This is a genomic window from Anaeromyxobacter soli (assembly GCF_022808855.1).
GTDB lineage: Bacteria > Myxococcota > Myxococcia > Myxococcales > Anaeromyxobacteraceae > Anaeromyxobacter > Anaeromyxobacter soli.
In genome coordinates this window covers 26,774-45,763 of record NZ_JAKZLF010000019.1, presented here as the reverse complement: position 1 = coordinate 45,763, position 18,990 = coordinate 26,774, and the positions used below count along the sequence as shown (strand labels likewise).

Annotated in this window: 14 protein-coding genes; 10 read left to right on the top strand and 4 right to left on the bottom strand. The window is 73.5% G+C overall.

Going from position 1 to position 18,990, the window contains the following annotated elements; genetic code table 11:
• The first annotated feature begins 57 nt into the window (after positions 1-57).
• The 4 genes from MLV88_RS14085 (at position 58) to MLV88_RS14070 (ending at position 5,551) form a co-directional block, all read left to right on the top strand.
• Positions 58-1,947, top strand: a complete 1,890-nt coding sequence (locus MLV88_RS14085) for a polysaccharide biosynthesis protein (RefSeq protein WP_242335572.1) — start codon at positions 58-60, stop codon at positions 1,945-1,947.
• Between the two features lie 134 nt (positions 1,948-2,081).
• Positions 2,082-3,827: an ABC transporter ATP-binding protein gene (locus tag MLV88_RS14080; RefSeq protein WP_242335569.1), complete on the top strand. Its 1,746-nt coding sequence runs from the start codon at positions 2,082-2,084 to the stop codon at positions 3,825-3,827.
• A gap of 153 nt (positions 3,828-3,980) precedes the next feature.
• Complete coding sequence (locus MLV88_RS14075) at positions 3,981-4,427, top strand: low molecular weight protein-tyrosine-phosphatase (RefSeq protein ID WP_242335567.1); 447 nt, start codon at positions 3,981-3,983, stop codon at positions 4,425-4,427.
• The gene (locus MLV88_RS14070; protein WP_242335564.1) at positions 4,424-5,551 is read left to right on the top strand and encodes a polysaccharide export protein; all 1,128 of its coding nucleotides are present in this window, start codon (positions 4,424-4,426) and stop codon (positions 5,549-5,551) included. The genes MLV88_RS14075 and MLV88_RS14070 overlap by 4 nt, the downstream gene beginning before the upstream one ends.
• A gap of 121 nt (positions 5,552-5,672) precedes the next feature.
• On the opposite strand, the gene MLV88_RS14065 is transcribed toward MLV88_RS14070, so the two are convergent.
• The 3 genes from MLV88_RS14065 to MLV88_RS14055 form a co-directional block, all read right to left on the bottom strand.
• Positions 5,673-6,113 (bottom strand): hypothetical protein, encoded by a 441-nt coding sequence (locus MLV88_RS14065; RefSeq protein ID WP_242335562.1) that lies wholly within the window; start codon positions 6,111-6,113, stop codon positions 5,673-5,675.
• A gap of 64 nt (positions 6,114-6,177) precedes the next feature.
• Positions 6,178-6,654: a zf-HC2 domain-containing protein gene (locus tag MLV88_RS14060; protein ID WP_242335559.1), complete on the bottom strand. Its 477-nt coding sequence runs from the start codon at positions 6,652-6,654 to the stop codon at positions 6,178-6,180.
• Positions 6,651-7,262 carry a sigma-70 family RNA polymerase sigma factor gene (locus MLV88_RS14055; protein ID WP_242335557.1) on the bottom strand — a complete coding sequence of 204 codons (612 nt, stop codon included), beginning with the start codon at positions 7,260-7,262 and terminating at the stop codon, positions 6,651-6,653. Before MLV88_RS14055 ends, MLV88_RS14060 begins: the two co-directional genes overlap by 4 nt.
• A gap of 193 nt (positions 7,263-7,455) precedes the next feature.
• On the opposite strand from MLV88_RS14055, the gene MLV88_RS14050 reads away from it, so the two are divergent.
• The 6 genes from MLV88_RS14050 to nagZ all read left to right on the top strand — a co-directional run bounded on the left by MLV88_RS14050 (position 7,456) and on the right by nagZ (position 17,598).
• Entirely contained in the window at positions 7,456-10,692 is a 3,237-nt protein-coding gene (locus MLV88_RS14050; RefSeq protein ID WP_243337741.1) for a DUF4175 family protein, read from the top strand.
• On the top strand, positions 10,689-12,299 hold the full coding sequence (locus MLV88_RS24615; RefSeq protein ID WP_243337739.1) for a peptidase MA family metallohydrolase: 1,611 nt from the start codon (positions 10,689-10,691) through the stop codon (positions 12,297-12,299). Before MLV88_RS14050 ends, MLV88_RS24615 begins: the two co-directional genes overlap by 4 nt.
• A gap of 22 nt (positions 12,300-12,321) precedes the next feature.
• Complete coding sequence (locus MLV88_RS14040; protein WP_242335547.1) at positions 12,322-13,350, top strand: AAA family ATPase; 1,029 nt, start codon at positions 12,322-12,324, stop codon at positions 13,348-13,350.
• Positions 13,351-13,357: 7 nt separating this feature from the next.
• Positions 13,358-14,263, top strand: a complete 906-nt coding sequence (locus MLV88_RS14035; RefSeq protein ID WP_243337736.1) for a DUF58 domain-containing protein — start codon at positions 13,358-13,360, stop codon at positions 14,261-14,263.
• Positions 14,260-16,413: a BatA domain-containing protein gene (locus MLV88_RS14030; RefSeq protein ID WP_243337735.1), complete on the top strand. Its 2,154-nt coding sequence runs from the start codon at positions 14,260-14,262 to the stop codon at positions 16,411-16,413. The genes MLV88_RS14035 and MLV88_RS14030 overlap by 4 nt, the downstream gene beginning before the upstream one ends.
• Before the next feature lie 90 nt (positions 16,414-16,503).
• The gene (gene nagZ / locus MLV88_RS14025) at positions 16,504-17,598 is read left to right on the top strand and encodes a beta-N-acetylhexosaminidase (RefSeq protein ID WP_243337733.1); all 1,095 of its coding nucleotides are present in this window, start codon (positions 16,504-16,506) and stop codon (positions 17,596-17,598) included.
• A 197-nt stretch (positions 17,599-17,795) separates the two neighbouring features.
• Here nagZ and MLV88_RS14020 read toward each other — a convergent pair whose 3' ends face one another.
• On the bottom strand, positions 17,796-18,917 hold the full coding sequence (locus tag MLV88_RS14020; protein WP_243337731.1) for an alpha/beta hydrolase family protein: 1,122 nt from the start codon (positions 18,915-18,917) through the stop codon (positions 17,796-17,798).
• Between the last annotated feature and the right edge of the window lie 73 nt (positions 18,918-18,990).

The window sequence follows — 18,990 nt, the reverse complement described above, 5'->3', positions numbered from 1 at the left end:
GACCGGGGGGTCGCACTTAGGGTCGCTGCACGTCGTGTGGCCGTCATCGGCGCCCACATGGCGTTGTGGACGTCGGCGCTCCTCATCGCGCTAAACCTTCGGTTCGACTTCAGGATCCCCGCGGATCAGGCCATCGACCTCGCGGTCTGGCTCCCAGTGCTTCTCGCCGCCCGCGTCGCGAGCTTCCACGCGCTCGGGCTCTTCCGTGGCCTGTGGCGATACACGGGCGCGCCGGATCTCGTCGCACTCGTACAGGCGACGACGGTCGGGACCCTGCTCTTCTCGGTCTTCCTGTTCGCCGGGTTCGAGGGGTTCCCCCGTTCGGTCCCGGCGATCGAGTGGTTGACCGCGATCACGCTCGTCGGAGGTCTGCGGTTCGCGACGCGGGCGCTGAGACGGCGTCTCCACACCGCAGGCCAGGAGCGGCGGCAGCGCGTTCTCGTCATCGGCGCCGGCGATGCCGGCGAGACGTTGCTCCGCGAGATCCACGCGCGTCAGGAGCGCTGGGACGCGGTGGGTGTCCTCGACGACAGCCCGCACAAGCGGGGGGCGCAGATCCACGGCGTGCGCGTGGTCGGCACGATCGAGGATCTCCCCACGGTCGCCGCCGACTTTGCGGTGGACGAGGTGCTCATCGCGGTGCCCTCGGCGACCGGCGCGCAAATGCGGCGCATGGTCGCGGCCTGCAAGGCCGCCGGCGTCCGTTTCCGGACGATCCCGGGGATCGGTGATCTCATCGACGGCCGCGTCACGGTGAGCCAGCTCCGCGAGGTCGCCATCGAGGACCTCCTCGGCCGCGATCCCGTCCAGCTCGACATGGCTGCCATCTCCGAGGTCATGGCGGGCCGGGTGGTGATGGTCTCGGGCGCGGGAGGTTCCATCGGATCGGAGCTTTGCCGCCAGGTCTGTCGGTTCGGGCCCGAGCGCCTCGTGCTGGTCGAGCACGGCGAGAACAACCTCTTCCAGATCCACCGGGAGCTCCAGGAGCGCTTTCCCGACCTCTCGCTCGTGGCGTGCATCGCGGACGTCGGCGACGAGGTCCGGATGCACAAGGTGTTCGCGGAGCACCGGCCGGACGTGGTGCTGCACGCGGCCGCGCACAAGCACGTGCCGATGATGGAGTGGAACCCAGGCGAGGCCGTGAAGAACAACGTCTTCGGGACGAAGACGCTCGCCGACCTCTCGGATCAGTACGGGGTCGATCGCTTCGTCATGATCTCCACGGACAAGGCGGTGAACCCGACCTCCGTGATGGGCGTCTCGAAGCGCGTGGCCGAGATCTACGTCCAGGGACTCTCGCAGCGATCGCGGACGCGGTTCGTGACCGTCCGGTTCGGGAACGTGCTCGGCTCCACCGGGAGCGTCATCCCGATCTTCAAGGAGCAGATCGCGGCCGGCGGCCCGGTGACCGTCACGCACCCGGAGATGCAGCGCTACTTCATGACCATCCCGGAGGCGAGCCAGCTCGTGCTCCAGGCCGGGTCCATGGGGGCAGGCGGCGAGATCTTCATCCTCGACATGGGCGAGCCCGTGAAGATCTCGGATCTCGCCCGCGATCTCATCTCCCTCTGCGGCTACGAGCCTGGGGTGGACATCGAGATCGAGTACACCGGCGTGCGCCCCGGCGAGAAGCTGTTCGAGGAGCTGTCGGTGCACTCCGAGAACGCCGCCAAGACGCGGCACCCCAAGATCTTCGTCGGCCGCTTCCGCCCGCACGCGTGGGAGCCGCTGTTGCGGCACGTTAGTGAGCTCGGGGCGCTCTCCGACGCCGCGCCCGACGACATTCGCCGCAAGTTCGCGGAGATCGTGCCGGAGTTCCGCCCAACGCTGCCGTGCGACACCCCGCTGCCGAGCGATCCCCGACCGGCAAACAATCGGCTGCAGCCGGGGGAGTCCCTTCCGCCGCTCGCGTGGGACCCGCCGCTCAAGGTCATCGCCACTCGCTGACGGTTCGCGAGTCGAGAGGCCTACCAGCTTCGGCTCGCGTTCGGAATTCGCGTAACACTCGCGGCGAGCTTGCCGAACCGCGAGCGGGGCTGGTGAGGGCGAGCGGAGTTTTCCCGCGTTATGACTCCCGCCCGATGCCCGCCCGCCCGCCCACCTCCGTCCTCCGCCGCCTGGGCGGCCTCCTGCGCGAGGAGCTGCCGGCGCTCTCGCTCGGCACCGTCCTGCTGGTCGCTGGTGCGGCGCTCTCGCTCGTGTACCCGCAGGGCATCCGGCTCATCGTGGACGGCGCCATCGCGGGGAAGGATCCGCGCGCGGTCACCCGGGCGGCGGGCGTGCTCGCGGTCATCGCCGTCGTCCAGGGTCTCGCGATAGCGGGGCGGCACCTCCTCTTCTCGCTCGCGGGCGAGCGTGGCGTGCGGCGCGTGCGCGAGCGGCTCTACAGGAGCCTCCTCGATCAGGAGATCGGCTTCTTCGACGCCTCCCGCACCGGCGAGCTCATCTCGCGCCTGGGCACCGACTCCGCCACCATCCAGAGCCTCGTCGCGGCGAACGTGTCGATGGTCTTCCGCCACGCCATCACCGCGCTCGGCGGCATCGGGCTCCTCTTCGTCACCTCCCCGCGACTCACCGTGGTGATGCTGCTCGTCGTGCCGCCCATCGCGGTCGGTTCGGTGTTCTACGGTCGCAAGGTCCGTGCGCTCGCGCGCCGCTACCAGGACGCGCTCGCCGACGCCTCCCACGTCGCGGAGGAGTCGCTCTCCGCGATGCGCACGGTGCGGGCCTTCAACGCCGAGCCCGCCGAGCGCGGCCGCTACGACGCCGCCATCGCCTCCTCCTACGACGCCGCACGACGCCGGGCGCGGGCGGGCTCGCTCTTCATGGGCGGGGCCTCGGCGGGCGTCTACCTCGCCATCGCCGCGGTGCTCGGCTACGGCGGCCAGCTCGTCGCGCGCGGTGACCTCACGCCTGGTGCCCTCACCGCGTTCCTCGTCTACACGCTCCTCATCGCCATGAGCCTCGGCGGCCTCGCCGACCTGTGGGCCGAGGCGATGAAGGGCATCGGCGCGGCGGAGCGGGTGTTCGCGCTCATGGATCGCGTGCCGGAGATGCCCGTCGCCGGCGGCCTCCAGCCGGCGCGCTGCGACGGGCGGATCGCGCTCGAGGGCGTGCGCTTCTCCTACCCGAGCCGCCCCGACGTCGAGGTGCTGGGCGGGATCGACCTCCACATCGCTCCGGGCGAGGTGGTCGCGCTCGTCGGCCCCTCCGGCTCAGGCAAGTCCACCGTCGCGGCGCTCCTCGGCCGGCTCTACGACCCGCTCGCCGGGCGGCTCACGCTCGACGGCCATGACCTACGCTCCCTCGACCCCACCTGGCTGCGGGCGCAGTTCGGCGTCGTCCCGCAGGAGCCCACGCTCTTCTCGGCCTCGGTGGAGGAGAACGTGCGCTACGGCCGGCCGGACGCGACGCACGAGGAGGTCGTGGCAGCCTGCCGCGCAGCCCACGCGGACGCCTTCGTGCGCGGGTTCCCGGAGGGCTACGCGACGCGGGTGGGCGAGCGCGGTCAGCAGCTCTCCGGCGGCCAGCGCCAGCGGCTCGCCATCGCTCGCGCCGTCCTCAAGGACCCGCGCATCCTCCTCCTGGACGAGGCGACGAGCGCCCTCGATGCGGAATCCGAGGCGCTCGTGAAGGACGCGCTCGCGCGTCTCATGACCGGCCGCACCACCGTGATCATCGCCCACCGGCTCTCGACGGTCGCGAGCGCCGATCGCGTGGTGGTGATCGAGGGTGGCTTGATTGTGGAGTCTGGCCCCCATCGCGAGCTCGTGGCGCGTGGCGGCCTGTACCAGCGGCTCGTCGAGCGTCAGCTGCGCGCTGGTTAGCCTCGCGCGCACCATTTGGAGGTGGCACTCCGAACGGGCGGTGACATTGGCACGGCGGACATCGACCTTCGCGCAGGGGAGGCAGGCAGCCAAGCACGCTCGAGTCCCAGAGAGGCGAGTAAGCCACCACGGAACTCTCCTTCAGCGCACGCCATGCTCGACCGGGTTCTGATCGTGTGCGTCGGCAACATCTGCCGGAGCCCCATGGCGGAGGCCCTCCTGCGCGCGCGGTTCGCGGCGCGGGGGCGTGGCCGTGTGGAGTCGGCGGGGCTGGGCGCGCTCGAGGGACGGGGCGCCGACCCGATCGCGGTGGCCCTCCTGGCGGAGCGCGGGATCGACCTCACGCCCCACCGGGCGCGGCAGCTCACCCCCGAGATGCTTGCGGCGGCGGACCTCGTGCTCGTGATGGAGTCGGCCCACCAGCGGCAGATCGAGGCCATGGCGCCCTCTGCGCGCGGCCGCGTGCACCGCATCGGAAAGTTCGGAGGGTTCGACGTGCCGGATCCGTACCACCTGCCCCGTGCTTCCTTCGAGTCGGCCCTGGCGCTCATCGAGCGCGGCCTCGAGGACTTCGACCGCGCGTTCTGGAGGGTGCCTTGAACGCGCTCGCTCGCCCGACCGTCCTCGGCCTCGCCGCGCTCGCGCTGCTCGCCACGGGCTGCCGCTCGATCTCTCCCGGCCTCCAGTTCAAGCCGGACAAGCTCGAGGCGCGCGGCACCGCCGAGCAGCCCATCGCCATCGTCCCCATCTCGTCCAAGGTGCTCGTCGAGCAGGCCGAGGCGCGCGTCCGCGCCGCGAGCGCACGCCCGAAGGACCCGCTCGCCGACGAGGCCGCGAGCTGGCAGTACCGCATCGCGCCGTACGACGTGCTGTCCGTCATCGTGTGGGATCACCCGGAGCTCACCATCCCGGCCGGCGAGTTCCGTGCGGCGGAGACCTTCGGCAACGCGGTGCAGGCAGACGGGACGATGTTCTACCCGCACGTCGGGGTGATCGAGGTCGGCGGCAAGACCCTCCCCGAGGTCCGCGTCCTCATCGCCGAGCGGCTGCGCAAGTACATCGAGAACCCGCAGCTCGACGTGCGCATCGCCGCGTTTCGCGGGCAGCGCGTGGAGGTGACGGGCGAGGTGGTGCAGCCCACCACGCTGCCGATCAGCGACGTGCCGCTGCGCGTGCAGGACGCCATCGCCGCCTGCCGCGGGCTCGCCCCCGGCGCCTGGACGCGGGGCGTCGCGCTCACCCGCGAAGGCCGAACCTACCGGCTCGACCTGCAGGCCTTCTACGACGAGGGCGATCGCTCGCAGAACTGGCTCCTCAAGGACGGCGACGTGCTGCACGTGCCCTCGCGCGAGGAGAACAAGGTCTTCGTGCTCGGCGAGGTGATGCGCCAGTCGTCGAAGCTCATGGCGCGCGGCAGGATGACGCTCGCCGAGGCGATCGGCGACTCCGAGGGCTTCTCGGCGGTGTCCTCGAACCCGGGCGAGGTGTACGTCTTTCGGGGCCGCTACGACGCGCCGCGCGTGTACCGTCTGAACGCCTCGAGCGCCGACGCCATGCTGCTCGCCACCCAGTTCCAGCTCGAGCCGCTCGACGTCGTCTACGTGGCGCCGTACGGCCTCACCAACTGGAACCGCGTGGTGACGCAGATCCTCCCGACCATCCAGGGCATCTGGCAGAGCGTCGATCTCGCCAACCGCGGCCAGAACGTGCTCCAGGGGAACTGACGCGAAGAGCGTCGCTACGCAAAAGCGCTCGATTTCGAGTCGCGCCCGCGCCGTGCCGATTGGAGCTCGTACGCGGTCGTCATGACGCTCGAGCCAGGTGGCTCAAGGCCCGACCCCCCCCCTACGGCCAGGCATTCACGGTGAGGAAGAGGGCCTCGCCCTTCTTCTCGCCGGTGACCTGGTGCACGATGCGCTGGCCCTTCTGCACGGTCAGGCGGGACTGGGTGTTCCGCGAGGTGAGCGCCACCTCGAACGTCACCGTGTCGCCGTGCCGCTCCTGCAGCGTGAGCGCGGCGGTCTCGCCGCCCGGCAGCTCGACGAACTGCGTCCGGCCGCGGTCGAGCTCCATCCGGTGCTCGCTCACCTGATCCCAGCGGACGTAGGCGAGCGGCGAGAGCTGGCGGCGCAGGTCCTCGAGGCGGGGATCGACCTTGGCCGGTCCCTGCCGCGAGCCCTTGATGACGCGAACCCTGACCGGCACTTCGGCGTGGGCGGCCGTGGGCAGGGCGGCGCCGATCGCGAGGAGGGCGCCGAGGGTCGCGGCGAAGAGCGTGCGGGTCACCGGGTCTCCTGAAGCTTCGCAGGCCCGCTCGTGAGCCTGTCGAAGCACGAGCGGCGGCATCGAGTCACGAGTGCTCCCCGTCGTCGAGCAGCACCACCGGGCCGTCCGACGTCTGCAGCACCATCGTCACCTCGCCCTCGGTCGAGAGCTCGAGGGAGGCCACCTGGCCGAGCTGGCCGCCTTCGAGGCGAACGTACACGACGAGCGCGACCGCCGCCAGAACCGGCACGAGCGAGGCGAGCGCCGCCCGCGGGTGCGCCCGGAACCACCCGAGGAAGCCACGCCGGCCGCGCGCGGGCGCGAGCCCCGGCGCGGCGCCCACCCGCGCCATCACCTGGTCCACGAACGGCGCGAAGTCCCGGGCGTTCGCGCGGGCGAGGAGCGACTCGCCCACGAGGCCGTCGAGCGCGGCCAGCTCCGCCGCGGTGGCGCTGCAGCCGGCGCAGCCCTGGAGGTGGAGGTCGAGCGCGCGCCGCTCCTCGTCCGTGAGCTCTCCCGGGCGCGCGCCGAGCATCGGGGCGTAGCGGACGCAGTCCTTCATGGCGCCGACTCCTCGTCGTCCCCTGCGCTGCGCTCCGCGTAGCCGCGCAGCGCGGTCTGCATCTTCTTCCGCGCATGGAAGAGCCGGCTCATCACCGTGCCCTTGTGGATCCCCAGCCGCTCGGCGAGCTCCTCGTAGGAGAGCCCCTCCACCTCGCGCAGCACGAGGATGGTCCGGTGCTTCTCGGGCAGGGTCGCGAGGGCGTCCTGGATCTTCTCCGCCATCTCGCGGCGGAGCACGTTCTCGGCGGGATCGTCCCCGAGCGTCGTCGCGAGGATGCCCTCGCCGCCGCCGGTCAGGTCGCTCTCGCGCACCTCGTCCACGTCCTCCTTCTGCGAGACGCGCTCGCGCCGGACGGCGTCGATGGACAGGTGCGTCGCGATGCGGAAGAGCCAGGTCGAGAACGAGGACTTGCCCTCGAACGCGCCCAGGTGCCCGTGGACCCGCACGAACGCCTCCTGGGCGACGTCCCAGGCGAGGTCCGAGTCTTTCACGATGCCGAGCGCCACGGCGTAGACCTTCCTCTGGTAGCGGACGACGAGCGCGCGAAAGGCGGCGGGATCGCCTGCCTGGGCCTTCGAGACCAGCGCGAGGTCGTCAGCTTCCATCGGTCGGACGGCTGCTCCGGGGTGTAAATTCAAGCGGAGGGCGAAAACTAGCACACCCTGGACGGCGCGCTCCCAGAGAGGTGCGCCGCACACCTGCCCCGTGCGTAACACCGCGGGGGCACCCCGGACCTCCCCGCGTTATCCTCCCTGAACCCGCCGGGCCGAGGGCGGGGGCTTCTCTACGAAAGGGCCGATGACCGTCGCGTACGGTGACATCGCGCGCGTCCTCGACGGGGCGCGGCGCCGACAGCTCCGCGTCGTCCTGCTCGCCGCGCTCGGCTTCGGGCTCGCGGCCGGGCTCGCCGTGCTGCTCGCGGGGGCGGTGGCGCTCTACCTCGGCGCCCGCATCGGCGTGCGATCCCTGACGCTCGCCGCGGCGGCCACGGTGATCGTCGCCGCCGCCGCGCTCGCGATCCGCGCGCTCCTCCGCACCGCCTGGAGCGCCGAGGCCGCCGCCCGCACCGTCGCGCGCGACGCGCCGGCGCTCCGCTCCGACCTCCTGTCCTCGGTCGAGCTCGCGCGCGAGCGCGAGGCCATCCAGGCGAGCGGGCGTTACTCGGTCGCGCTCGTGGACGCCCACCTCGCGCGGACCGCGGAGGCGGCGCAGGAGGTGGACCTCGCGCGCGCCGTGCCGGATCTCTGGGCGCGGCGGGGAGGGCTCACGCTCGTCCTGGCGCTCGCCGCCCACGCGGCCGCCTTCCTCCTCGGCGGCAGCCCCCTCGCGCACGCCTACGGCCGCGTGCTGCTCGGCGATCCGCCCGGCACGCCCGCCCCCGCCGCCGACCCGATCACGGGCGATATCCAGCTCACCTTCAAGTACCCCGCGTACATGAAGCGCGAGCCGCGCACGCTCTCCGGCACCGGGGGCGAGATCCGCGCGCCGAAGGGTACCGAGGTCACGCTCGAGACGCGCGCCGACCGCGACGTGAAGCAGGCCGAGCTCGTCATCGCGTTCGACCTCGACCCCGCCGCTCGGGGCCCTGCCGAGGGTGCGCAGCGGGCCGGCGTCAGCGCCGGTGAGGAGGGGCAACCCCGAGGTGGCGCGAAAGAGCCCGCTCGCGGCGAGCCAGGCGAGCCACGAGCGGAGCCGGGGGCAGCGCCGGTGAAGCGCTTCGCCCTGTCCGTCGGCGGCAAGCGCGACCTGCGCGGCCGGCTGCTCGTGACCGACGGCGGAAGCTATCGCTTCCGCTACCTCGACGGGAAGGCGGTCGTCGCCGAGGGGCCGCCCATCCCGATCGTCGTGGAGCCGGACGCGTTCCCGGAGGTGCGCATCACCGCGCCGGAGCGCGAGCTGGAGGTGGACGCGAACGCGCGCGTGGCGATCGAGTGGCAGGCCGAGGACGACGTGGGGCTCTCCGAGGCCGCGCTCGTCCTGAAGCGCGCGGGCGGCGCGGAGGAGCGGCGGGTGCTGCGCCGGCAGCAGGGGCTGCGCCGCGACGGCGGCGTGTACGAGCTCGACCTCGTCGCGGAGAAGCTCGGCGAGGGGGAGCGGCTCGACTACTGGCTCGAGGCGCTCGACACGGACACGGTCTCCGGCCCGAAGAAGACCCGCACCGAGACGCACACGCTCAAGATCTACTCCGAGGCCGAGCACCGCCGGCAGGTGCTCGAGAACGCGCGCGCCTTGTTCGAGGAGCTCGTGGGGGTCCTGGGCGACCGGCTGGAGACGCTCGCGGCCGGGCCGGTGACGACCGCGGAGCGGCTCGCGCCGGTGCAGGCGCTCGACGTCCGCACGCGCCACCTGCACGAGCGGATGAGCGACGCGGCGCGCGAGATCCGCCGCGACCGCGCCGGCCCGCGGGAGGTCGCCGACGCGCTCACGAACGTCGCGGGGGCGATCCGCTCCGCCGCGGGGCGCGTCGCCGGCCCGCGCGGCTCGGTCGCGCAGGCGATCCGCGTGCGCATCCGCCCCGACGCCTCGCTCCTCCGCGGCATGGCCGCGCTCGACGGGCTGCTCGATCAGGAGCTGGAGAAGGGCGCCCTCTACCTCGAGCAGCTCCTCGACAAGCGCCGCGCCGAGGACCTCGTCCGGCTCGCGAAGGACCTCGCGAGCCGCCGCCGCGAGCTCGCCTCGCTCATGGAGAGGTACCGCGCTTCGCCGAGCGAGGCGGCGAAGAAGGAGCTGCTCGCCGAGATCGGCCGGATGAAGGAGCGCGTGAAGGATCTGCTCGCGCAGATGGCCGAGCTCTCGAAGGGCTTCAACGACGAGCACATGAACGCCGAGGCGCTCGCCGAGCTCGCGCGCTCGAAGGACCTCGTGGGCGGGCTCGACGAGGTGGAGAAGCTGCTCTCGAAGGGCGACGTCGAGGCGGCGATGAAGGCGCTCGACGCGATGGCCTCCTCCATGGACCAGATGCTCGCCGGGCTCCAGCGCACCGCGGGGCGGCCGGACGAGAAGGCCCAGGCGCTCATGAAGGAGATGCTCGCCTTCAAGGAGCAGCTCGAGAAGGTGAAGGCCGAGCAGGAGGCCACCGCCGGCGAGACGGACCAGGTCCGCGCGGAGTACCGCAAGAAGCTGCAGGAGCGGGTGAAGGCCTCCGAGCAGGAGGTGAAGCGCCTCGCGGAGCTCGCCGGCGAGGCGCGCAAGGACGTGGAGCGCGCGGCGCCGGGGATCTCCTACCGCTCGGAGATGGAGTACGAGCAGTCGCGCGAGGCGCTCTCCGATCTCGAGCGCGCGCTCGGCATGAAGGAGATGGGGGCCGCCTGGGAGACCGCGCAGCGCGCGGCGCCGTCGGTGGAGCGGCTCTCGCGCTACCTCGAGGAGGACGCCGAGCTGTCGCGGCAGCCGGCGCTCGGCACGCCCCGCGAGTCCATCGCCGACGCGCACCGCGCGGTGGACGCGGCGGTGCCGAAGGCGCGCGAGATCCGCGACGCCCTCTCGAAGATGTTCCCCGATCCGCGCTCGGTCCTGCCGCCCGAGGCGCAGAAGCGGCTCGGCGAGCTCGCGAAGAAGCAGGGCGCGCTCGAGCAGAAGGCGCAGGGCCTCCAGCAGAAGCTCGGGGAGCTCATGCAGCAGGCGCCGATCTTCCCGCAGGAGGCGCAGGCGCAGCTCGGCGAGTCGCGCGGCCACATGGGCGAGGCCGCCGCGGAGCTCGGCAACCGCAACCCGCAGCGCGGCCACGGCGAGCAGGCGCTCGCGCTCGACGCGCTCGCGCGCTTCCAGAAGGGGCTCGAGGAGGCCGCGAAGCGCCAGGGCCAGGGCGGCGGGGGCGGGATGGGCTTCCCGTTCCCGTTCGGCGGCGAGCAGGGCGGCGGCGAGGAGTCGGGCGACGGCCGCGAGGCGTCGCGGGAGAAGGTGAAGATCCCGGGCGCGGAGGCCTACAAGGTGCCGGAGGAGTTCCGCAAGGACCTGCTCGACGCGATGAGGCAGGGCGCCCCGGAGCGCTACAAGGGCGAGGTGCAGCGCTACTACGAGGAGCTCGTCAAGTGAGGGCCCTCGCGCTCGCCCTCGTCGCGGCGCTCGTCGCCGGCTCGGCCCCCGCCTCCGCGGCGCCGCCCGCGAAGAACGTCACCCCCCACGCCTCGCCCGCGCGCCCCCCGCGCCCGAAGCTCGCGCTCCCGGAGCGGATCTCCGGCGCGCTGCGCACGCTCGCCGACGAGGACGTCGCGAGCGCCCGCGCCGTGATCGAGCCGCTCTTCGCGGCGAGCCCCGACGAGCCGGCGGTCCGCCTCGCCGCCGGGCTCCTGCGCTTCTACGAGCAGCGCTACGCGGAGGCGGTGCCGCTCGTCGAGTCGTCCGGGCTCGGCGATCCCGCCGGCTACCTCGCCCTCGCGAAGGCCGCGCTCGAGGTCACGAAGGACGACGCCCACTTCGAGAGCGAGCACTTCGTCGTCGCGTATCCGAAGGGCAAGGACGAGGTGCTCGTGCCGTACCTCGTGGACGCGCTCGAGCGGCAGCGCGCCGCGCTCGCGAAGAGCCTCGCCTTCACGCCGGACGCGCGGCTGACGGTCGAGATCGTGAACGACGTGAAGGAGCTCGCCAAGGTCTCGACGCTCACCGAGCAGGAGATCCGCACCTCCGGCACGGTGGCGGTGTGCAAGTTCAACAAGCTGATGCTCCTCTCGCCCAAGGCGCTCCTCAAGGGCTACGACTGGCTCGACACCGCGGCGCACGAGTACACGCACCACGTCCTCACGCTGAAGTCGCGGAACCGCGCGCCCATCTGGCTGCAGGAGGGGCTCGCGAAGTGGTTCGAGGACGACTGGCGCGGGGGGGGCGAGCCGATCTCGCCCGTGTCGGCCGCGCTCGTGCGCGAGGCGGTGCAGAAGAACGACCTCGTCTCCTTCGAGGAGATGCACCCCTCGCTCGCGAAGCTGCCCTCGCAGGAGCGCGCCGCGCTCGCCTACGCCCAGGTCGCCCTCGCCATCGAGTACCTCGTGCAGCAGCGGGGCCCGCCGGTGCTGCCGCGCGTCCTCGACGCGCTCGCGCGCGGCGAGCCGACCGAGGCGGCGGTGTCGGAGGCCCTCGGCGTGCCGTTCCCGCGCTTCCTCGGCGAGTGGCGCCGCCACATGGGGAGCCGGGCGCTGCCGCGCGGCGGCGAGCACGCGCTCGCCAAGCTCCGCTTCAAGGACGACCCGAAGCAGGCGGGCCAGTGGGCCGAGTGGGCGGAGATCCCGGACGAGCGCGCGCGCGGCTTCGCGCGGCTGGGCGAGATCATGCGCACGCGCGGCAAGTGGACCGCCGCGCGCATCGAGTACGGCAAGGCCGTGCAGCGGGTGGGCGCCCGGGTGCCCATCCTCTCGAACCAGTACGCGCTCGCCGCGATGATGTCCGGCGCGGACGGCGAGGCCGAGCGGGTGCTCCGCGAGGCGCTCGGCTGGAGCCCCGACTACGCCGCGCTCCACGTGCGGCTCGCCCGCATCCTGCTCGCCCGCAAGGACTTCGCGGGCGCGAAGGAGCACCTCCTCGTCGCGAACCGCCAGGACCCGTTCGACCCGGACATCCACGCCGGCCTCGCCAAGGCGCTCGAGGCGAGCGGGGACCCGGGCGGCGCCTCGCGGGAAGCGGGCTTTGCGCGGATACTCGCGGACCACTAGCCGGCACGGAGCGGAACAGGCCATGTCCACCACCACGACCCTCGACACGAGCGCATCGCCCAACCCCGAGGCCGACCTCCAGGCCGTCCGCGAGCTGCACGAGGCGCGGCGGCTCCTCCTCACCGAGATCGAGAAGCGCATCGTCGGCCAGAAGGAGGTCGTGGACTCGCTCCTCGTCGCGCTCTTCGCGCGCGGGCACTGCCTGTTCGTCGGCGTCCCGGGGCTCGCCAAGACGCTCCTCATCTCCACCGTCGCCGACGTCCTCGACCTCTCCTTCAACCGCATCCAGTTCACGCCGGACCTCATGCCCTCCGACATCACGGGCACCGACGTGCTCGAGGAGGACCACACCACCGGGCGCCGCGCCTTCCGCTTCGTCGCCGGCCCGATCTTCGCGAACCTCCTGCTCGCCGACGAGATCAACCGCACGCCGCCGAAGACCCAGGCCGCGCTGCTCCAGGCGATGCAGGAGTACCGCGTGACGGCGGGCGGCGAGACCTACCCGCTCGACCTGCCGTTCCTGGTGTTCGCCACGCAGAACCCCATCGAGCAGGAGGGCACCTACCCGCTCCCCGAGGCGCAGCTCGACCGGTTCATGTTCTACGTGACGGTGAGCTACCCCACCGCGCAGGAGGAGCAGGAGATCGTCCGCTCCACCACCATCGCGTCGCGCCCACCGCTCAAGCGCATCCTCTCGCCCCACAAGATCCGCGAGCTGCAGGACCTCGTCCTGCGCGTCCCCGCCGCCGACCACGTCATCAAGTACGCGGTGGATCTCGTGCGCGCGACGCGCCCCAAGGAGCCGGACGCGCCCGACTTCGTGAAGGAGAACGTCTCCTGGGGCGCCGGCCCGCGCGCGAGCCAGTACCTCGTGCTCGGCGCGAAGAGCCGCGCCATCCTCGACGGCCGCATGGCGGCGAGCGTGGAGGACGTGCGCGCGCTCGCGAGGAACGTCCTCGTGCACCGCGTGATCGCGAACTTCCGCGCCGAGAGCGAGGGCGTGACGAGCGCCGAGATCGTGGGCCGGCTGCTCGAGAAGGTGAAGGGCTAGCAGCGCGATGGCCGACGCGAAGCGCCCCCTCCTCGACCCCGCCGTCCTCGCGAAGCTCGGCACCCTGAAGCTCCGGGTGCGCGCGGTGACGGAGGGCGTGCTCTCCGGGCTCCACAAGTCGCCGCACCACGGCCAGTCGGTCGAGTTCGCCGAGCACAAGGAGTACGCCCCCGGCGACGAGATCCGCCACATCGACTGGAAGGCCTACGGGAAGTTCGACAAGTACTACGTGAAGCGCTTCGAGCAGGAGACGAACCTCCGCGCCTACCTCGTCGTGGACGCCTCTGGCTCGATGGGCTACCGCGGCGATCCGGACCGGCTCTCGAAGCTCGAGTACGCGAGCGCGCTCGCCGCGTCCCTCGGCTACCTGCTCGTACGGCAGCAGGACGCGGCCGGGCTCGTGCTCGTGCAGGGCCACGTCGCGGGCGCCATCCCCCCCCGCGCGTCGGCGAGCCACCTGACGCCGGTCGTCGAGGCGCTCGAGGCTGCGAGGCCGCAGGGCGAGACGCGGCTCGACGCGGCCGTGGACTGGATCATCGAGAACGCGCCGCGCCGCGCCTCGGTCGTGGTCTTCTCGGACCTGCTCGACCCGGACGAGCGCATCGTGAAGAAGCTCGCCCAGCTCGGCCGGCGCAAGCACGAGGTCACGATCTTCCACGTGCTCGATCCCGCGGAGCTCGAGTTCCCGTTCGACGATCCGACCCTGTTCCTCTCCATGGAGGACGCGCGCCAGGTGGAGGCGCACGGTCGCGACGTGCGGAAGGGTTACCTCGAGGTGCTCGGGCGCTGGCTCGAGGAGACGAAGCGGACCGCCGCCGAGGCCGACGTGGACTACGCGCTCTGCCGCACCGACCGCCCGCTCGACGAGGTGCTCGTCCCGTTCCTCGCCCGCCGCGAGCGCAGCGCCGCATGAGCATCGGCTTCCTGAACCCCGCGCTCCTCTGGGGCCTCCTCGCCGCGGCCATCCCGCTCGCGATCCACCTCTTCTTCCGCCGCCGCCCGCGGCCGACGCCCTTCCCGGCGATCGACTTCATCCTCCGCGCCCGGCGCGAGACGCAGCGGCGCCTGCGCATCCGCAAGGTGCTGCTCTTCACCGCGCGCACCCTCCTGCTCGCCGCCGCGGCGCTCGCGATCGCGCGGCCGCGCGCGGAGCGGCCGGGTGAGGCGGCCGCCGCGGTCGTAGAGGGGCCGAAGGCCACGGCCATCGTGCTCGACGCCTCCGGCTCCATGCGCTACCGGCTCGGCGGGCGGGCCCTGTTCGAGCGCGCCCGCGCCGACGCGCTCGGCGCCCTCGCCGCGCTCGGTCCCGACGAGCCCGCCACCGCGGTCGTGTGCGGCGCCGAGACGCCCGCCGCCGAGCCGCCGGGCTTCGACCGCGCCGCGGTGCGCCGGCTGCTCGAGCAGGCCGAGGCGTGGGCGGGCCACGCGGACCTCACCGCCTGCGTCGGCGCGGCGGTGCGCGCGCTCGCGAGCCCCGCCGCGCAGGCGCGTCTCGGCAAGCGCGTCGTCGTCGCGACCGACCTCGCCGCGAGCGCCTGGCGGCTCGACGTGCCTCCGCCGGTGATCGAGGGGCCGGAGGGGAAGATCCTCCCCGAGGTGACCGTCCAGGACGCCGCGCGCGGCGCGCCGCTCCCGAACCTGGCGGTGGTCGGTCTCGACGCCGAGCCGGATCCCGCCGCGGGCCCCCGCGGCTACCGCGTCACTGCGGCCGTGTCGAGCGCGGGCGGTGAGGCGCGGAAGGACGTTCCGCTCGGGCTCTCCGCCGGGGCCGGCCCCGGCGCGAAGACCGCGATCCGCGCGTTCGTGGATCTCCCCTCCGGCGGCACCGTGCGCAAGACGCTCTCCTATGCGTTCCCTCAGGGCGGCCCGGCCGTGCTGCAGGTTGCGCTCCCGGAGGACGCGCTCCCGATGGACGACGCCCGCGCGGTCGCGCTCGTCGTGCCGCGCGAGGTGAGGGCGCTCGTGGTGGACGGCGCGCCCTCGCCGGTGCGCTACCGGGACGAGGCCTACTTCGTGGAGTCCGCGCTCGCCTCGGCCGCGTCGCCGGTGCGGCCGAAGCTCGTGGATGCGGACGCCTTCCCCGGCGAGGACCTCTCCAGGTACGACGTCGTGCTCCTCCTCAACGTGCGCAGCGTCGGGGCGAAGGCGGGGGAGCTCGAGCGCTTCGTGGAGAACGGCGGCGGGCTCTTCCTCTCGCTCGGCGACGAGGTCGATCCCGAGGCGTACGACCGCGAGCTCGGCAAGCTCCTGCCGATGCCGCTCCACGTCGTGAAGACCGCCGCCTCGCCCGCCGACGGCGCGGCGCGGGCGGCGCGCTTCGCGGACGTGGCCTGGGATCACCCGGCGCTGTCCATCTTCGTGGGCGAGGCGCGCGAGGGGCTCCTCGGCACGCGCACCTACCGCTACGTCCTCGCGAAGCCCGGCCCGAAGGGCGCCCCGGCGACGGTGCTCGCGAGCTTCGACGACGGCGCGCCGGCGCTCGTCGAGGCGCGGCGCGGCCGCGGCCGGGTGCTGCTCTTCACCTCGAGCGCCGACCGCGACTGGACCGACTGGCCGATCCGCACGAGCTTCCTCCCGGCGATGCAGCGCTTCGCCGGCTTCCTGGCGGGCGGGCTCGAGGAGCGGCGCGAGCCGGCGCTCGTGGTGGGCGCGCAGCGGACGATCCGGCTCGAGCCGGGCGAGCGGCTCGCCGGGCTCGTCGATCCGGGTGGGCGGGAGCGCGGGCCGGCGGAGCTCGAGCGGATGGGGCTGCGCGAGGGAGAGCGCGGCGGGCTCGTCATCACGCCGCGCGAGCCGGGCCTCTGGCAGGTGAAGGTGACGGCGCAGGGCAAGGGCGAGCGGCTCGAGCCGCGCCTCGCGTTCGCCGTCTCGCCCGATCCGCGCGAGTCCGACACGCGGCGGCTCGAGCCGAAGGAGCTCACCGCCTACTTCGGCGGCGAGACGCACGCGAAGGTCGAGGGCGACGCGCAGGCGGCGGGAGCGGGCCGCACGATCCCCCTCTGGTCCGTCCTCCTCGTCCTCGCGCTCGCGGCCTTCTTCCTCGAGGGGCTGCTCATCAGCTGAAGCGTGCGTCCGGGCCCCCGGCCCGATCGGCACGAAAGCTCCGCCCGGCGGGCACCTTGCCCGCCGCCCGGCCGTGGCTAGGATGGCGCGGTGATCTCCACGCTCGATCGCGACGTCGCCGGCCTCTTCTGCGTCGGCTTCCACGGCAAGACCCCGTCGCCCGAGGTGCTGGAGCTCGTCCGGCGCGGGGTGTACGGGGTCGTCCTCTTCGGCCGTAACGTGGACGGGGCCGAGCAGGTGGCGGAGCTCGTCCACGCGCTCAAGGCCGCCGCGGGCCGGCCGCTCCTCGTCTCGATCGACCAGGAGGGAGGCCGGGTCGCCCGCCTGCGCGAGCCGCAGGGCTTCACGGAGGTCCCGCCGATGCGCGCGCTGGGCGACGCGGGCGACGCGGCGCTCGCGCGCGAGGTGGGCGCGCTCCTCGGCCGGGAGCTGCGCGCCGTGGGCATCGACCAGGACTACGCGCCGGTCGTGGACGTGGACACGAACCCTGCGAACCCCGTCATCGGGGATCGCGCGTTCTCGCGCGATCCCGCCGCCGTCGCGCGGCTCGGCGTGGCGCTCGCGGAGGGGCTCCAGTCGGCCGGCGTCGCCGCGTGCGCGAAGCACTTCCCCGGCCACGGCGACACGAGCCAGGACTCGCACAAGGACCTGCCGCGCCTCCCGCACCCGCTCGCGCGGCTCGAGGAGGTGGAGCTGGCGCCGTTCCGGGCGCTCGCGCGCGCGGGCGTCGCCTCCGTGATGACCGCGCACGTCGTCTTCGAGGCGCTCGACCCGCACCGGCCGGCCACGCTCTCGCCGGAGGTGATGCGGCTCCTGCGCGAGCGGGTCGGCTTCCAGGGCTGCGCGATCTCGGATGACCTCGAGATGAAGGCGGTCGCCGAGCACTTCCCGCTCGAGGAGGCCGCGCCGGGCGCGGTCGCGGCGGGGGTGGACGCCCTCCTCGTCTGCCACACCGCGGGCGTGCAGCACCGCGCGATCGAGCTCGTCCGCGCCGCGGTCGAGGGCGGGCGCATCCCGCGCGCCCGGCTCGCCGAGGCGCGCGCGCGCGTCGAGCGGCTCCTCGCCTTCGCCGGCCCCGCGCCCGACCCGCGCGGCGTCCTCGCCCGGCTCCGCACCCGGGAGCACCTCGCCGTCGCCACGCGCATCCCGCGGCTCGCGACGGGCCACGACCCGACGCACGTCTGAACGGGATCCCCTCGCGGCGGTCTGCCGGCGATGAACGGCCGATCATGATTCGCGAACAGGCGAGCGAAGCGAGCCCGCCGGGCGACGCCGCGGAAGCGGCGAAGCCGCTCGCGGCGGCGCACGGGACCCGGCGAGAGGGGTGGGCCCCCGACGACGGGTGCCAGCCGTCGGCGGGGCGGGGGCGCAGCCCCCGTGGATCATGCCCGAGGGGGCCTGCGCGTCGCGGGCCGCCGCTGGCGCAGCGCAGCGCCGCGCGGCCGGTCGCGGCGGCCGGGGCGGGCCGCGATCGCGGGCGGCGCCGTCTTCACCGCGTCGTCGCGCAGCGCCTCGCGGCGCGGGCGGCGCCGCGGTAGCGGGGCCGCGTCGAGCCGCTCGAGCGCGTCGAGCATCGCCTGCCGCATCGCGCCCTGGTGGCGGAGGATGGCGCTCACGTGGCCGGCGGGCAACCAGCGCAGCTCGGCGCCCCAGTGCTCGGCGATGCGCCGCATGTCCGACGGCGGCACGAAGCCGTCGGAGGCGGTGCCGACCACGATGGCCGCCTCGGGGTAGACGGGCGCCGGCAGGCAGGTCACCGAGAACTGCGCGGCCATGGCGAGCAGCGACTCGCGCACGGACTCCTCGGTCTCGCCCTCGGCCGCGAGCTTCGGCCAGGAAGGCACGTGCCGGAGCACCCCCGCGCGCAGGACCGAGTCCGGCGAGCAGGCCGGCGCCACCGGCACCACCGCCACCGGGAAAGGCGCCGCGGCGCCGACCATCGCTGCGAGCTGGCCGCCCATGCTGTAGCCCGTCACGCCGACCCGCTCGGCGCCGAGCGCGTCGCGCAGCCAGCGCAGGAGCGCTCGACCCTCGAGGAAGGTCGCGGCCGCCATGAGGTGCATGTCGGCGACGGAGCGGACCGCGTGGCGGAGCTGCGCGTCAGGACGGCGGGCGCCGTAGTACGCGTTCTCGAGCACGGCCGCGCCGACGCCCTGCGCCAGCAGCGGCTCGGCGAAGCGCAGCCGCATCCCGAAGCCCTGGTCGCCCGAGGCGGCGAGGTGCACGAACACGCCGCGCAGCTCGCCCTCCGGGAGGAGGAGCTTCACTCGCGCCGTGCACGCGCAGGGAGGCAGCCGCTCCTCCGGGCTCTCGAACGTCCCGTCGCGGACGATCCCGCCGTGCGCGCGCTTGCCCGCAGTGAGGCGAACGTCGATGGGGCGCGCCCTGCGCCGGAGCAGCAGCTCCGGATCGGCGGCCGCGCAGAGCGCGCGATCTCCCCAGCCATCCTCGAAGAAACGGTGGCCCCGGATCGCAACGCCGAAGATGAGATCCAAGAGATGCATGGTCGCGCTCAGCAAAAACGATAGTGCGGAGCGCGCCGACGCGCGCCCCCACGGGCGGCGGGGCGAGCGGTCG

Bases quoted from the DNA above. Each gene is read 5' to 3' on its own strand.
- MLV88_RS14030 (WP_243337735.1), top strand. From the start codon at position 14,260: ATGAGCATCGGCTTCCTGAACCCCGCGCTCCTCTGGGGCCTCCTCGCC.
- MLV88_RS14020 (WP_243337731.1), bottom strand. From the start codon at position 18,917: ATGCATCTCTTGGATCTCATCTTCGGCGTTGCGATCCGGGGCCACCGT.
- MLV88_RS14050 (WP_243337741.1), top strand. From the start codon at position 7,456: ATGACCGTCGCGTACGGTGACATCGCGCGCGTCCTCGACGGGGCGCGG.
- MLV88_RS14085 (WP_242335572.1), top strand. From the start codon at position 58: ATGGCGTTGTGGACGTCGGCGCTCCTCATCGCGCTAAACCTTCGGTTC.
- MLV88_RS14040 (WP_242335547.1), top strand. From the start codon at position 12,322: ATGTCCACCACCACGACCCTCGACACGAGCGCATCGCCCAACCCCGAG.
- MLV88_RS14035 (WP_243337736.1), top strand. From the start codon at position 13,358: ATGGCCGACGCGAAGCGCCCCCTCCTCGACCCCGCCGTCCTCGCGAAG.
- MLV88_RS14055 (WP_242335557.1), bottom strand. From the start codon at position 7,262: ATGGAAGCTGACGACCTCGCGCTGGTCTCGAAGGCCCAGGCAGGCGAT.
- MLV88_RS14060 (WP_242335559.1), bottom strand. From the start codon at position 6,654: ATGAAGGACTGCGTCCGCTACGCCCCGATGCTCGGCGCGCGCCCGGGA.
- MLV88_RS14075 (WP_242335567.1), top strand. From the start codon at position 3,981: ATGCTCGACCGGGTTCTGATCGTGTGCGTCGGCAACATCTGCCGGAGC.
- MLV88_RS14080 (WP_242335569.1), top strand. From the start codon at position 2,082: ATGCCCGCCCGCCCGCCCACCTCCGTCCTCCGCCGCCTGGGCGGCCTC.